Origin of the sequence: Prosthecobacter fusiformis (assembly GCF_004364345.1) — a bacterium.
Classification (GTDB): Bacteria; Verrucomicrobiota; Verrucomicrobiia; order Verrucomicrobiales; family Verrucomicrobiaceae; genus Prosthecobacter; species Prosthecobacter fusiformis.
Map to the genome: position 1 here is coordinate 524,790 of NZ_SOCA01000002.1, position 14,753 is coordinate 539,542.

At 56.3% G+C, this 14,753-nt stretch carries 11 protein-coding genes; 5 read left to right on the forward strand and 6 right to left on the reverse strand.

Features of this window, described 5'->3' with window-relative positions:
* Positions 1–63 precede the first annotated feature (63 nt).
* From EI77_RS08075 to EI77_RS08090, 4 genes are read right to left on the reverse strand one after another with little or no spacing between them, the layout of a single operon-like run.
* Positions 64–333, reverse strand: a complete 270-nt coding sequence (locus tag EI77_RS08075; protein WP_133794496.1) for a hypothetical protein — start codon at positions 331–333, stop codon at positions 64–66.
* Positions 334–346: 13 nt separating this feature from the next.
* The gene (locus EI77_RS08080; RefSeq protein WP_133794498.1) at positions 347–1,318 is read right to left on the reverse strand and encodes a KpsF/GutQ family sugar-phosphate isomerase; all 972 of its coding nucleotides are present in this window, start codon (positions 1,316–1,318) and stop codon (positions 347–349) included.
* A gap of 40 nt (positions 1,319–1,358) precedes the next feature.
* Positions 1,359–2,273: a peptidylprolyl isomerase gene (locus EI77_RS08085; RefSeq protein ID WP_133794500.1), complete on the reverse strand. Its 915-nt coding sequence runs from the start codon at positions 2,271–2,273 to the stop codon at positions 1,359–1,361.
* 36 nt (positions 2,274–2,309) lie between these two features.
* On the reverse strand, positions 2,310–2,534 hold the full coding sequence (locus EI77_RS08090; RefSeq protein WP_133794502.1) for a hypothetical protein: 225 nt from the start codon (positions 2,532–2,534) through the stop codon (positions 2,310–2,312).
* Positions 2,535–2,964: 430 nt separating this feature from the next.
* On the opposite strand from EI77_RS08090, the gene EI77_RS08095 reads away from it, so the two are divergent.
* Complete coding sequence (locus tag EI77_RS08095) at positions 2,965–7,071, forward strand: beta strand repeat-containing protein (protein WP_133794504.1); 4,107 nt, start codon at positions 2,965–2,967, stop codon at positions 7,069–7,071.
* A 9-nt stretch (positions 7,072–7,080) separates the two neighbouring features.
* Here EI77_RS08095 and EI77_RS08100 read toward each other — a convergent pair whose 3' ends face one another.
* Positions 7,081–7,683, reverse strand: coding sequence for a flavin reductase family protein (locus EI77_RS08100; protein ID WP_133794506.1), 603 nt, complete (start codon positions 7,681–7,683; stop codon positions 7,081–7,083).
* A 114-nt stretch (positions 7,684–7,797) separates the two neighbouring features.
* Here EI77_RS08100 and aat point away from each other — a divergent pair, with 114 nt between their 5' ends.
* The 4 genes from aat to EI77_RS08120 all read left to right on the forward strand — a co-directional run bounded on the left by aat (position 7,798) and on the right by EI77_RS08120 (position 13,189).
* Positions 7,798–8,400 carry a leucyl/phenylalanyl-tRNA--protein transferase gene (gene aat, locus EI77_RS08105; protein ID WP_133794508.1) on the forward strand — a complete coding sequence of 201 codons (603 nt, stop codon included), beginning with the start codon at positions 7,798–7,800 and terminating at the stop codon, positions 8,398–8,400.
* A gap of 312 nt (positions 8,401–8,712) precedes the next feature.
* Positions 8,713–9,468 carry a DUF3494 domain-containing protein gene (locus EI77_RS08110; RefSeq protein WP_133794510.1) on the forward strand — a complete coding sequence of 252 codons (756 nt, stop codon included), beginning with the start codon at positions 8,713–8,715 and terminating at the stop codon, positions 9,466–9,468.
* 149 nt (positions 9,469–9,617) lie between these two features.
* Positions 9,618–12,344, forward strand: a complete 2,727-nt coding sequence (locus tag EI77_RS08115; RefSeq protein WP_166647120.1) for a DUF1592 domain-containing protein — start codon at positions 9,618–9,620, stop codon at positions 12,342–12,344.
* 77 nt (positions 12,345–12,421) lie between these two features.
* Complete coding sequence (locus EI77_RS08120) at positions 12,422–13,189, forward strand: hypothetical protein (RefSeq protein WP_133794514.1); 768 nt, start codon at positions 12,422–12,424, stop codon at positions 13,187–13,189.
* Positions 13,190–13,200: 11 nt separating this feature from the next.
* Here the strand turns inward: EI77_RS08120 and menD are convergent, their stop codons facing one another.
* Positions 13,201–14,742 (reverse strand): 2-succinyl-5-enolpyruvyl-6-hydroxy-3-cyclohexene-1-carboxylic-acid synthase, encoded by a 1,542-nt coding sequence (gene menD / locus EI77_RS08125; RefSeq protein ID WP_133794516.1) that lies wholly within the window; start codon positions 14,740–14,742, stop codon positions 13,201–13,203.
* Positions 14,743–14,753 lie beyond the last annotated feature (11 nt).

A 14,753-nucleotide genomic window follows, 5' to 3' on the forward strand; every position in this document is an offset into this window, starting at 1 on the left:
GAAAAATTGTCTGAACTTCAGCACCCAGGGTCAAGCACCAAAGGCTGGTTCAGGCAGGCTTGGCTAATAGGTAAAGAGATCCTTCATGGTCCATTCACGCTCAGGTGGCGTGCCGTGGATGGTCAGTGCCTTGTTGAGGGCAGTGGCCATGCGGCGCTGCATGTGTGTCGTCAGGCGGCGGCCTTTGCGTGCACGCTGTACGGCTTTATGGGTCATCGGCTCACTGCTGGCACTCACCAGGGCATGATTATCCAGACCGGCTTCGGTCATTAGCGAATCCAGCGGTTGCGGGCCCAGGTTGCGCTCGATCAGGTTTTCTTCGGTTTCAGTCATGAATTAAAATAGGTTAGACCAGTCTCAGGCGCGTCAGGTCCTGGGTGTCCACCAGTCCCACGGGGCGGCCTGCGCTGTCGATGACCACGATGTCATCCACACGGTTGGTCTGTAGGGTGGAGAGTACTTCCGCCGCCAGTTTGTCCGCCTGAATGCTGACGGGGCGCGGTGTCATATATTGGGAGACGGGATGCGCGGAGATGGCGTGATCCTTTTGAAAAGCACGGACGAAATCCCCATGGGTAAACACACCCGCCAGGCCGCCGTCCTTCTCTTGCACAATGGCCGCACCACTGCGGGCGCGGGTCATCGCTTGCAGCGCTTCCTGCACCGTGGTCTGCGGGGAGATGATCGCCACCTGGTCTCCATGACGCATGACGTCAGCTACACGAGTTAGCAGCGCCCGGCCCAGGGAGCCTCCCGGATGCAAACGGGCAAAATCAGCCTGCTGAAAGCCGCGTGCCTCCAGCAGTACCATGGCCAGCGCATCACACAGCACCAGCATCGTCGTCGTGCTGGCAGTGGGGGCTAAGTTGAGCGGACAGGCCTCCTTGGTCACGGCCACATCCAGCACACAATCCGCATGGCGAGCGAGTGTGGAAGTGGAGACTCCAGTAATGGCCACCAGGGGCAACGACAGGCGTTTGAGATGGGGCAGCAGATCCAGCAATTCCGTCGTTTCACCGCTGTAGCTCAGCAGGATGGCCAGGTCTCCTTCATCGATCACGCCCAGGTCACCATGCAGGGCATCCCCCACATCCAGGCATACCGTCGTGGCACCGGTGCTGTTCAGGGTCGCCGCCAGTTTGCGGCCGATGTTGCCACTTTTGCCCACGCCGCAGACGATGATCTTGCCCCGCTGTTCCAGGCACTTTTGCAGCATCTCAATGCTGGTGGTAAAGGCGGCACCAATGCGCTGGTGCAGGCGCTCCAATTCCTCGATTTCAAGGCGGATGACGCGGCGTGCTAGTTCGGGAGGATTCATGCGAGTGGCCACAGCCTGCGGGCAGGCGTGGCGGACCGGGCTACCAGACGCGCTCCAGGATGCGCTCCATAAATCCTTTGGCGGCGGCAGGCTTGGAATACTTGCGCTTGTCCCCAAAATCCTCATCCTTGGCCACGAGCGGGCCTTTGTGATCGATCACCTTGATGGATTTGATCTCGATGCGTGCGATGGGGCAATCATTGCTGTCCACAGGCATGTTGGAGATCTTCTCCAGCGTCTCGATGCCGGACACCACTTGGCCAAAAACGGTGTACTTACCGTCCATGGAGCCATAGTTGCCCAGGGCAAAGTAGAACTGATAGCCGTTGGATTTGCGGGAGGGGTTGACGTTGTCATTCCGGCGGCCCATGGCCACAGCACCTTTGCGATGGGCACGTTTGATTTCTGCCGGGACCGTTTTGGATTCACCTCCGGTGCCCCAGCGGTCGCGTGCACCTTCGTCCGCAGTCAGCGGATCGCCCGTCTGGACGATGAAATTGGCGATGGCACGATGAAACGCCAGCCCATTGTAGGAACCTGTCTCGCAGTTATCCAGAAAGTTAGAGACCGTCATCGGAGTCTCGTTGGAAAAGAGTTCAAACATGACGGTTTCGATGGCTCCGCCGAAGCTCACTTCCATCACCGCGAGTTTCCGCTGCGAATCCTTTGGCCAGCCAGCAGGATCTTCCAGCTTAGGCGCGGCAAAGGTGGTCTTCCGTCCGCTGCTGGTAACGATTGGGCCACCTGTCACAGGAATGGCATCGGTGGAATTGGTCGTATTCCCGCGTTCGGTGGCTTCAAAGAGCTCCCGCTGTGCCTGCTCTGCCATTTTATCCACAGGCAGGAGGGGCGTCACGGGCGGGCCAGGAGCCGGGAGCGTGGGTGCCAACTCTTGGGCGGACAGGGAACTGAGACCTAAAGTCAACGAAAACAGCAGAAGGAGGGAGATCTTCACGGCGGAAAAAAGGGTATTTTCGATTCGTTCGTAATTTTAGCGCAGGCTGTTGACGGTCGCCGGATCCAGTTGCGGAGCAGGGGTGGGTGGTTGTGCCCTCACCGTTTCACGGGGGGGAATCATGGCAGGAGCCGCTGGGGCGGATGGCGAGTTGTAGGTCGTCGCTGGCGGGGCTGAATACTGGAAGGTCCGCTTCGGCGCACCCCTGGAAGTGCGTGGGCTCAAACCCCACTGGGAGTCCAGGCGGTCAAGTTCTGACACAGTTGGATAACTCGCGTCAATCCGCCCGCTGCCTTGGCAGGACGCAAGAACCAAAACAGCACTGGCAGCAATAAGGAGGCGCGAAAGACTCATGGGTAAACAGAGGTGAATTTAAATTTGAAATGTGATTCTAGCCAAGGGAGTCCTCACAAGCAACTTGGAAACAAGTGCTCTCGTTAAGAGAAAGAACTCTTCTTGGGCCTACCACAGGCGAATCACTGGAATTACCAAGATTATACGGATTTCCGCGGCTGACGGATTCCAGTCCACTCGACGGGATGACTGCAAATCGCATGGCCGGATTCGTATCAGATCAGGCCCCTTCTGTATGCTCCGCTTGGCACGGATGATGTTTAAACAAGAGCATCCCCCCATCGTCCAGGCTGATGTTTCATCAGTGACTGGTTCACTTGCCGCCCCCCCCGGTTAAATGAAACAAAAAAACTACGTACGCATCACTACGGCTGTTCATCATGCAGCTCTTTCTCTCCTCCTTCTAACTCAAGTCCCGTTGTTTGCCCAAACTTCAGTGTATTGGGACATCAATGGTGTCACCGCCGGAGCGGGCGGAACCGCCCCTGCGGGAGAATGGAACACCACAAACACCTACTGGAATAGCCTGTCGACAGGTGGAAATGGCACGCTGTCGGCGTGGAGTGCTGGGAACGTCGCCGTTTTCAGTGCAGGCACAGATGCGACTGGAAGTTATACCGTTGGAGTTACAGGTACGCACGACATCCAGGGCTTGACCTTCGAGGAAGGAACCGTCGTCTTGAAAGGAGGCACGCTGAATCTCACAGCACTTTCGATTTTGAATGTGGCGACATCCCGGACCGCCACCCTTGAGGACCTCACCCTGACAGGTAATTTTGGCCTGACCAAGCGGGGCAGGGGAACTTTGAAACTCATCGGCACAACCCAGGGCACTTTCCTGGGCGATTTTAGAATGGATGCCGGCTTGGTGCAGCTTGAGACCAGCCTCGGATCAGCTCTGGGTGCGGGAAATATCATCATAGAGGCCGTTGGCGGCACGAATGGAAATGCTAATCTCACAACTCTGCAATTGATGGATAGCGATCAAATCAATGATGCATCCACAGTCACCCTCATCAGCCGCCAGTATAATGCCTCCCTTTTCGATCTTAATGGATACAGCGAAACCATTGGCGGCCTCACCATCACCGCTTTAACCGGCACGAACAACATTGGTGTGATGACTGGGGCCAACGGTGTGTTGACTGTCAATGGAGACATCTTTCTGAACAACAACCGGGGCGGGATGACGGGCAATAACGTGAGGGATGTCCTCATCAGCGGGACGGGCAACCGCAGTACCGCTGCCGCGAATTCCGGTTATCTGGATCTGGGGGGTGGTGTCCGCACGATCACGGTGCAAAGCGCAGCCGCGACCCTCTACGGAAACGATGATGCCACGATTGAAACCATCATTCAAAATGGTGGTATCATTAAGGCTGGAAATCAGATGTTGATCCTCGCCGGGACAAACACCTATACAGGCGGTACAACGATCAATGCTGGTACATTGCGGCTCGGCGGTGGTATCCTCGGAGCAGGCACTGCCACAGGGTCTATTCTCGGTAATGTGCTGAACAATGGCATCCTGGAATTTAACCGCACGAATGCTTACACTTTTACTGGCGACATCACCGGAACCGGAGCAGTGACCAAGCTCAGTACCGGAACCCTCACCCTGACCGGTAACAATTCATACAGTGGACTCACCACCGTCACCAATGGCAGCCTGCAGGTGGAAAAATTCGGTATGGCAGGCAGTGCTACAGGAACCAATGTGGGGACGCATGCCCGCATCGACCTTGGTTCCACGACCACCAATATAGGTCTCATTTATGCCGGGGCAGGGGAGACAACGGACAAGGTTCTGCGCTTCACCGGCACTACGGGTACTTTTACTCTCAGTGCGTCTGGTTCGGGCGCAGTTGTGTTTCAAAATGCGATTGAATTTAATACCGCAGGAAACAAAACGTTTACTCTGGCGGGCACCAGCACTGCGGCAAATACACTTCAAGGCGGCATTCCAGATTCCACCGGCGGTGGCATCACCTCCCTCCTGAAGACTGAGGCTGGCACTTGGGTTCTGGGCGGCAGCAATACCTATACTGGCACCACTACCATCAGGGGTGGAACACTGCGCCTAACCGGAAGTAGCGTGATTCCTCAAACGGGTATTACCGTTTCCAATGGGGTCTTCGACATCGCGGGTATGCAAGACCTGACTCTCAATGGAGATCCTTCTTTGATGCTGCTTCCTGCAACCGAGGATATATCGTATGCCTTGTTCCTGGGTGGAGGAAGCAGTGGATCTTCGGCTACTGTCAGCCTGGCCACGGGGCGCACGCTGAACTTAAACAGTCACCTCGCTTACAGTTCCACGAACAATAACCTGGGGGCTAATATCTCGGGCGGAACTCTGAATCTCGGATCAGGTCAGCGGATTTTTGTCATCAATGACAGCACCAATGCAGCATCGGACCTGACGGTTTCCTCCACCATCATCAGCAATGCGGACGGCATTCTCATGAAATCTGGCCCAGGACGCATGACACTCACGACGGGGCTCTCAGTAGGGACGGTCCGGGTCAATATGGGAAGACTTGATTTTGCCGGAGCTACCAACATCATCGCCAAAAGCCTTCAAGTAGGCTATAACAATGTAAGCATCGCCAACTATGCAACTACAGGCGGGCAAATGACTGTTGGCAGTGGTGTTGCTGATACGCTGGACGTCGGGATAACCTTGAATGCACAGGCTTATTCCTATGCTGGCCCCAATGGGATACTGGACCTGCGTGGATCCGATTCCTTCACGGCGAATGTGGGAACCGTGAGGGTAGGTGTGCATACCTCCGTTTCAGGAGCATCCTTCAGCGAGTATCCTGAGGCATTCAACGGTGTGGCTTATACCGGTAGCCTGGCTTCTACAGGGGGGGCGCTGTATTTACCAGTGAACAGTTCCATTACTGCCCGGACCAGCTTTTCGATAGCGGATGCGGGTGGCGGAGGTGTTAGTTCCACAGTGGATACCAACCTGGTACAGTTTGGTGAAGGGGTGAGTACAGTGAAGACTTCGATCATGTATGTCGGTTACCGTAAAGGCAGTGGCACAGTCACGATCCGCGATGGAGGGGTTTTGACCTTGCAGGGGGTGGCTGACGGCGCGCGTTCATCGCTCTATGTAGGTTACAATGCGATCAATACAGCCGTGTCCACCGTCAGTCGCATGGATCTGGCCAACGGAACTTTTATTGCCGATCTGAGCAGCCTAACCATTGGTTATAAAAACGGGGTCACCACTGCCATTGGAACCAGCACCGGCCAGCTCACCCTTGGCTCCGGCAGCAATGATGTGGATGTCTCTGGCAAGGTGACCATCGGTTATCTGGAGGGCACTAGCACCTCCATCAGTTCCTTCGGCCAGGGCACACTGAGCATGGCGGGCGGAACCTTCACCGTCGGTGGAAATGTGGAACTGGCCATCCTTTTGGCCACCATCGAAAATAGCCCAGGCACCTTGAATTCGAATCCTAATTTTGCCAGCCGGGGTACCCTCAACCTTACCGGGGGCACCTTTACCGTGAATGGTAATATCGTGACGACGGCCGATTCGTTGAACCGGAATACCGCCACGGTGAATCTGAATGGCGGCACCTTGGACATGACAGGTGGCAGCATCGGCGCGGCGGATGCACTGATTACCCTGAACGCTCAGTCCGGTAGCTTGGTAGGTCTGGCTGGATACAATGGCAGTGCTGCTTTGGTCAAGACCACCTCCGGGGTTCTGACTCTCGGTGGCACCAACACTTATGGAGGCAGCACCTTGGTCCAGGCTGGTACGCTGGAAATTCTCTCAGGCTCCAGCACCGGAGGCGGCAATACTTCAGTCGAAGGTTCTGGAGCTATCCTGGCTGGTGTGGGTACGGTCTCCGCCAGCACAACACTGACATCCGGCAGCATCCGGCCCGGAGCCAACGGCGGGCTAGAAAAAGGCATCCTCACCTTTGCAGGGAATCTGACCTTGAATGCAGCTATCGGCTCCGGTGCTAACATCACGCTGGGCATCAGTGCCCCTACGGGTCTCGCGGATTTGGATGCGTATGCAGTCTCCCAGATTCCCAGCCAGTATAACTTTGAAACATATAATAGCGTGGCTGGAAACCTCGGGGATCATGATCTGGTTCTCATCCAGGGTACCCTGACATGGAATGAGGGCACGAAACTGATCGTGGAGGATCTGGGCGTAAACTATGCCTACGGACAGGTTTTCAATTTGCTGGACTGGACCGGCCTGCTCTCGGGTGGCCCTGTCTTCAGCAGTGACACCACGCTAGGCGGTGAGGTAAACTCCTATCTCCAGCTTCCTTCACTGGTGGGCACTGGGTTTTATTGGGACCTTACTTTGTTTGCCAGCCATGGTCTTTTTGTGGTTGTTCCGGAGCCTGGACGGGCAGGATTGCTGCTACTGAGCTTTTGCCTTTTTGCTTTGCGTCGTCGCCGTTAATCCCAGCTTTTACTTGGGCCGTTTCATCTCGAACATATCAGTTGTACGGCAATACCATCCAGGTGCCTGCATCCTGCCGATGGGGGCATAGGTCCCGGGTTTGACCAGCCAGGTTTCCGGGTCAAAGATTTCATCGCGCACATGGACGCGCAGCACCTCGCCGATGATCAGCCGGTTATCTCCGATCTCGATGATGCTGTGGCTGCGGCATTCCAGGCTCACCGGTGCCTCGGCAATTCGCGGCGCTTTCACCACACTGGACGGCAGGGCCGTCAGGCCCGCATGGGCCAGCTCATCCTGGCCGGCAGGCAGTGAGGCTGCACATAGATTCATCTTCTCCGCGATGGCTTCATCCACCAGATTGACCACAAATTCATGGGTCAGGCGGATGTTGCGGGCCGTGTCCTTGGGCACCCCTGGTGAGCGGTCTCCTGGGCAAAATCCCACGATGGGCGGGCTGTCCCCCAGCACATTGAAAAAGCTGAACGGAGCCGCATTGACACGGCCTTCCAGGTCTACCGTCGTCGTCAGGGCGATCGGGCGCGGTGTCACGAGACCACTGAGAATGATGTAGGCGTCTTCGCGCAGAGGGCCGGTGAGATCGAGTTCCATAGATGCAAAATGTAACGTTCCGCAGTATCGTCGGGAAGCGCAATCCTGCACCGGCATGTGCTGTTGCTTTTTTGCTGGCTCTTACTAACCCTAAAACCTGTTTCCGTGCCCCCTATGCTAGATCCTGTCCAACTCCTCAGCGCTTACTGCGATGGCGCTTTCCCCATGGGGGATGAGGACGGGCGTATCTCATGGTTCAGACCGCCTTATCGCGGGATATTGCCCATTGAGGATTTTCATTTACCGGCCCGGTTTCAGCGTTACCTCCGAAATCATCCATTTGAAGTGCGCTGGAACACCGCATTTGGCGACGTCATGCGGGGCTGCGCTGACCGCGAAAACACCTGGATCACGGACATCATTTTGGACAGTTATCAGGAATTGCACCGGCTTGGTTTTGCTCACAGTGCCGAAGTCTGGCGGGGCGGTCGGCTGGTCGGCGGTGTTTATGGCGTCGCTATCGGCGGAGCCTTCTTTGGAGAGAGCATGTTCAGCCGTGAAACTCAGGCTTCAAAAGTCGCCCTGACATACTTGCAATGGCGGCTGAAGGAGCGCGGTTTTATTGTCCACGATACTCAGTGGACCACGCCACACCTCGCCACTCTAGGAGGGCATGAGATTCCTTCCATCCAATATTTGGAGCTTTTACACCGGGCGATTCGTCTTTCGGTCACATTTGATGACAGGCCTCGGGGTGCACAGATGATGTTTCGGTGATAGGCCATGGCAATAACTGCTGGGGTTTAGGTAGGATTCAACTCTTCATCGGGCAAAAAGCATCAAATTCAATTATTTTAATAATAAATATGGTAATTATTGAATAATTGAATTATGTTATTTTCAATGAAGATTAAGTCAGTGAATCGCGCAGTGATCTAAAAGATCAACACCAAGGTATCCCTACAACGACCTTCCTGCCCTCACGCCTAAACGGATAAGCCTCCGTTTGCCTTGCTTCACCCGCACCAAAGGATGCATGCCACTGTCAGTCCGTTAGACCTAACAAAAAACAATACAAAAATAATGGTCATGAAAACATTTCCTGTGTTTGCTCTTTTGCTGATAACCGGTTTGTTCATCGCGGGTGCGCCAGGCATTTATGCACAGGGATCCGTCTCGCTCGGCGCGGCGGCGGGGTTTGCGGTTTTGGGCGGTTCTACAGTAACGAATACCGGCCCCACCGTATTGACTGGAAATCTGGGAGTCAGCCCAGGCACGGAGATTACAGGCTTTCCACCAGGAACTTATTCCGGTACACAGCATTTGGGCGATGCCTTTGCAATTCAGGCCAAGAGTGATGCCACGATTGCCTACAATGCCTTGGAGGCGATGAGTTTTGACCAGGACCTCACCGGGCAGGATTTGGGCGGGCTGACCCTGACGCCTGGCGTTTACTTTTTTGATTCAACGGCTGCGCTTACGGGCACTCTGACACTGGATGGTGATGGCCAGATCAACCCCTTATTTGTGTTTCAAATAGGCAGCGCGCTGACGACGGCGGGCTTGTCCGCTGTGGTGACAAATAACGGTGCAGAAGCTTCCAACGTTTACTGGCAAGTGGGCAGTTCTGCCACTCTCGGTACAAACTCGGCGTTTGAGGGAACGCTCATCTCTTTAACCAGCAATACTCTGACCACCGGTGCCACGGTGGATGGGCAGGTTATCGCGCTTAATGGTGCCGTCACCTTGGATTCTAACATCATTGCTGTTCCAGAACCCGGCTCATTGCTGCTCGCTGCCTTCGGGATCGTGGCTTTTTTAGGTCGCAGGGCAAAACAGGTATAAATCCGCACTTGGGGAGGCGAAGGCAGCCAGGGGGTGCAAGATGGGCAGTTTTGAGCACAATTCACAAGGAGGGAAATCTCCTGGCTGCCGCGTACGTATAGAGTATGAGTGGTCTCATTACGCCACTGGTTTTCCCCCAAGGCCTTCACATGTCCATCCTTCGTTCCATCGCTCTCCTGTCACTGTTGCCTGCTGCCGCTCCGGCCGCTGAGGCTCTGGCCACCCGTGGCCAGGCCACCTATGAAAAAAAGATCAAGCCGATGCTGGAGCAGTACTGCTTCGATTGTCATGCGGATGGCATGGACAAGGGAAACTTCACCTTCGACAAATACACAGAGTACTCCGCCTTGCGCAGCGACATGAAGTTCTGGGACCATGTGCGCCAGCAGATCGTCACGCATGTGATGCCACCTGAGAAAAAGGACAAGCCCAGCCTGGTGCAGCGGGATGAAATGGTGGCCTGGATTGATGATGCCATCTTTTGGTTTGATCCCACGAAACCGGACCCCGGCCACGTCACCTACCGACGTCTGAACCGTACGGAATACAACAATACGGTGAAGGACCTGCTTTACGTGGACAGCCGTCCGGCACGCGAGTTTCCTCCGGATGATACCGGGTATGGGTATGACAACATCGGGGATGTGCTCAGCCTTTCCCCGATGCTGATGGAAAAGTATCTGCGTGCCTCACGCGCAGTCGCAGACATTGCCATGGATGCAGCCACTCCAGGCCATGCGGATGTGGAGATAGTCGGTCGCAAGTTCTATAAACAGAAAGGCGAAACTAAGGAGGATGGAACGCGGCGATGGTTTTTCACCAACGCCGAGGTCTCTCAGCGTTTTGGTGTGCCCGCAGATGGCACCTACACGGTAACGCTGCATGTAGCTGCCACCCAAGTGGGCGGGGAGCACGCAAAGCTGGGCCTCAAAGTCAACGGTAAGGAGGAATCCACATTTGAAGTGACCCAACTCTGGAAGGCAGACAAACCGGAGTTTCAGGCCATTACCCAGACCCTCAGCCTAAAAGCTGGCGAAACCAAATTGACCGTTGCCTTTCTGAATGACCAGGGCGATGAAAAAAATCCAAAGGCCAGCAAAAAGGACCGCAATGTCGTGCTCGACAAAGTGGAACTCAAAGGCCCGCACAGCCTCCTGGCCCCACGTGGCAGCCGCTTTCTGCGCTGGCTTTTGAATGAAAAACCCGTCGGGCTTCCTGCCGTGCAGTGGACCGGTGAAGATCTGGAAAGTGGCCAGGGTGTGGCCCAGAAAGACACGGGGGGAATCCGTCTTTCCAGCAAAGGCTATGTGAAGCATCCTGTGCAAATAAACAGTGCGGGCAAATACCGCATCACCGTCAAAGCAGGTGCCCAGCAGGCGGGTGAAGACCCGGCTAAGTTTGATGTGCGCATCGCGGGCAATACCGTTGGCGCATTCTCGGTCACGGCCAAAAACCAGACTCCGCAGACCTTCAACCTGGATGCCCAGATTCCCGCAGGAAGCCACGAAATCCAGATTTGGTTCCTCAACGATTATTATGAGGCTGCCACCAAGGCTGACCGCAATCTCTGGGTGCACCAAGTTAAGATTGAAGGTCCCCTGGATAAAGGCGGTGCCATCCAGGCTGCTGCGGTTCCTGCATTGGTGGAAAAAATGGGCACTCGTCTCTTCCGCCGCCCGATGACCTCGGATGAAAAAACCAAGTGGCAGGAATTTGCCACGCTGGCCATGAAGGAAGGGGAAAAACCCCTGGGTGCACTGCGCTTCGTCCTCGAAGGCATGCTGGTTTCTCCATCCTTCCTCTTCCGGGGTGATCCACAGCCGGTGGGTGCCATCACGGACGGGTCTGCTTTGATCGATGAATACAGCCTGGCCAGCCGCCTATCCTATTTCTTTTGGTCATCCCCCCCAGATAGCAAGCTGTTGGAACTCGCCTCCAAAGGCCAGCTCCGCCAAAACCTCGCTGCTGAAATGAAGCGCATGATCGGTGATGCCCGCGCGTGGTCTTTGACTGAAGACTTCGCGGGCCAGTGGCTGCAGATCCGGGACATGGACATCGTCACACCTGATGTCCGCCGTTTCCCGGAATGGAAGGGCGGGGTCGGCTTCAGCATGAAGAAGGAAAGCCAGCTTTTCTTTGACCACATTTTTCGCGAAAACCGCAGCATCATTGATTTCCTCAATGCGGACTATACCTTTGCCGATAAGAAGCTGGCTGACTGGTATGGCCTCAAAGATTTTAAGGGGGATAAGTTCCAAAAGGTCTCCCTCGTCGGCACCCCCCGTGGTGGCATCCTCACACAGGGCAGCGTGCTCACCCTCACCTCCGGCCAGACCCGCACCTCCCCCGTGAAGCGCGGCAAATACCTCCTGGAAAACATCCTCGGCACCCCTCCTCCGCCAGCTCCTGGAGGAGTCCCGCCCCTGGATGAAGCCAAAGTCCGCAAATCCAAAATGACCCTCCGTGATCAGTTCGCCGAGCATCGCGCGAATACCTCCTGCGCCGGCTGCCACGCCTTCCTGGATCCCATGGGCTTCGCCTTTGAGCATTACGATGCCATCGGCCGCTATCGCGAAAAAGAAAAAGATCTGCCCATTGATGCCGCAGGGACCCTCGTTCGTGGGCAGGCCTTCCAGGACATGACTCAGCTTCGCGAAATTCTCGCCCGTGACATGGCCGATGATTTCACCCGCAACCTCGCTGAAAACATGCTCACCTTTGCCCTGGGCAGAGGTCTTGAGCACAGTGACAAACCCGCCATCAAAGAAATCGTCCGGCGCACCAAGGAGGATGGATATAAGTTCCAGTCCTTGACTCTCGCCGTCATCGAGAGCGTGCCTTTCCAAAAAATGCGTGTCGGTGGTGAGGCGGAGTGACCCATTGCATCGCAGGCCACCCTCCTTTATTCCTTCAGCTCGGCGGGCAGCCTGCTTCCTGAGCTTTCCTCTTTGAAATGTCTGATACTCTTACCTCCCCCTCCCAAGGCCGCTGGATCCGCGCCGCGCTCGTCATTTTCCCCGCAGGTACCATCGTCCTCGGCATCGCTTCCTTCGGCTTTTGGTGGGTCAAAAAAGTAAAGGTGGAGGAGCGTGGTTATAAATACGCCCTCGCCCTCCGTCGCGATCTCAACGAAGCCGGCCTCCAGCGTCACATCGATATCCTGCGCGATGTCATGAGCCAGCCAAATGCCCAAAAAATACCCGCTGTGGCCGCTTACCTGGATTCCAGCATGGGGGCCGAAAACATGGGCTATCAGGTGCGCCGTACCCGCTTTCAACAAGGCGATATCGAGCTGGCCAATGTGGATGTCGAACTCACCGGCAAGCAGCGGCCTCGGGAGATTGTACTCCTCCTCGCCACCTATGGAGACCCAGCGCGGACAGAGGCGGAAGGCCGCTCCATCGCCATGCTCATGTCCCTCGCCCATGCCATCACTGGAGAGGCAGGTACCAGCACCCTTCGCCTAGCCGTTGTCCCCTTCGGATTTGATCCAGATTCAATGGATCGTTTCATCACCGTCGCCCGCAGCCGGGACGAGCGTTTTATGCAGGTCCTCGTTGCAGGCGGAGTGTCAGAAGACACGCTGGCTGCTCTGAAAAAAGCCTTCCGTGTGGAGGAAACCGGCACCCTTATCACCTCCTTGCCAGAGACGCCGGACACTGCCTCTACCCTCGCAGCCGCGCAGGCTCTGAAGGCCCGTCTTTTGAAAGCTGTGGAGTAAGCCTACTCACCTCACTTCATCATCGCATAAAACGCATCCGTCTGCTCTGCATCCGGCACCACCTCGATCAGCAGCGGCCCATCCGGCAGATCCTTGAGTTCGTCCGAATGCGCGATTTTTAGATAGGCCAGCCCCCACATCTCCGCCCATGGGGCAAAGGTTACCCGGTGCCGGTTTTCGATCACATGCTTGGCCTGCCTGGACAGATGCTTGAGCGAAGCCACCCGTGAGAAAATCTTCCCGCCGCCGTTGTTGATCACTACCAGCCGCCGGTTCCCCTGCGGGAGCTGGGGCATGATCCAGGGCGCGGCCAGATCATACATCGCGCTTAGGTCTCCCACCACCAGCCAGCTTTCTCGCACGATCGCACTGACTCCCAACCAGGTGGAAACGATGCCGTCGATGCCATTCGCTCCCCGGTTCGCATAAAACTCCACCTCAGGCTGCATCGCGCTGACCACCAGATTGAATTCGCGGATAGGAAGACTGTTCCCCAGAAAGACCCGTGCTCCTGCCGGTATATGCTTAGCCAGCTCATAAATCCATCCTGGCTCAGATAGCGGATGGCTGCTCAGGCTTTCGTGCATATCCGGCACCGTGTCGGCCACCTGCGCAGGGGGGAGCTGGTACTTGCTCAAGTTCGCCAGGCTGGCCCATGGCTGCATCTGCACATTTTCAGTCCGTGCGAGCCCGGGGAAGGGCAGGCGGGAAATATTGGTCACATGGATGTCCGGTCGCGTTTCCAGATCCCGCCACCACCGCGCCGTCGGCACTCCGCCGATGCGGATGATCTGCTGCGCATTCAGTGCCTGGAAATGGGATTCTGCCGCCTCATGCAGCAGTGCATTTAGTGGGGGCCGGTTCGGCCATTGTCCCCATAGGTTGGAAGTCGCCTCAGCCATCACCGGCAGTCCCAGTTTGGCCAAAACTGGGGCCACGGTATCCGCTTCCGCACGGCTCAGGCCGGAGGCGATGACGGCGGTCGCTTTCCCGGTGAGGCCAAAGGGCGGCGGGGCAGGGGATTTAGGGGCGGCGGGGCCGTGATGCGCCAGGAAATCGATCCCGCTCAGGTTTGTATCTAGCGGTTCATCCAGGCAGATATTGATGTGAAATGGCCGGGGGCCGATGCGCGTCGGCCAGGAAAGGCTCACACCCACTTCCACATCCAGACAGGCGGAGACATAAGGCCCAAAAAGATCCTTCTGCTCGATCGCCTGCGGCGCTCCCGTACCCCGGAAACGCCGGGGCCGGTCTGCGGTGATGATCACCAGGGGCAGCCCCTGATAATGCGCCTCAATGGCCGCAGGTAGCACCTCCGCCGCAGCCGTGCCGGAGGTCGTCAGCACCGCCACGGGAGCCCGGTCTGCCAGGATACGTCCGATGGCAAAAAAACCAGCACTGCGTTCCTCAAAGAAATTCCACAGCTTCACCCCCTCACTCTCGATCAGCGCGGCGATGATCGGGGCATTGCGTGCCCCGGCCGCTACGCAGACTTCAGCCACTCCCATACGGGCCAGTGCTGTCAGGAGCGAGCGGATGATGAGATTGTTCATGCCAGAAAGCG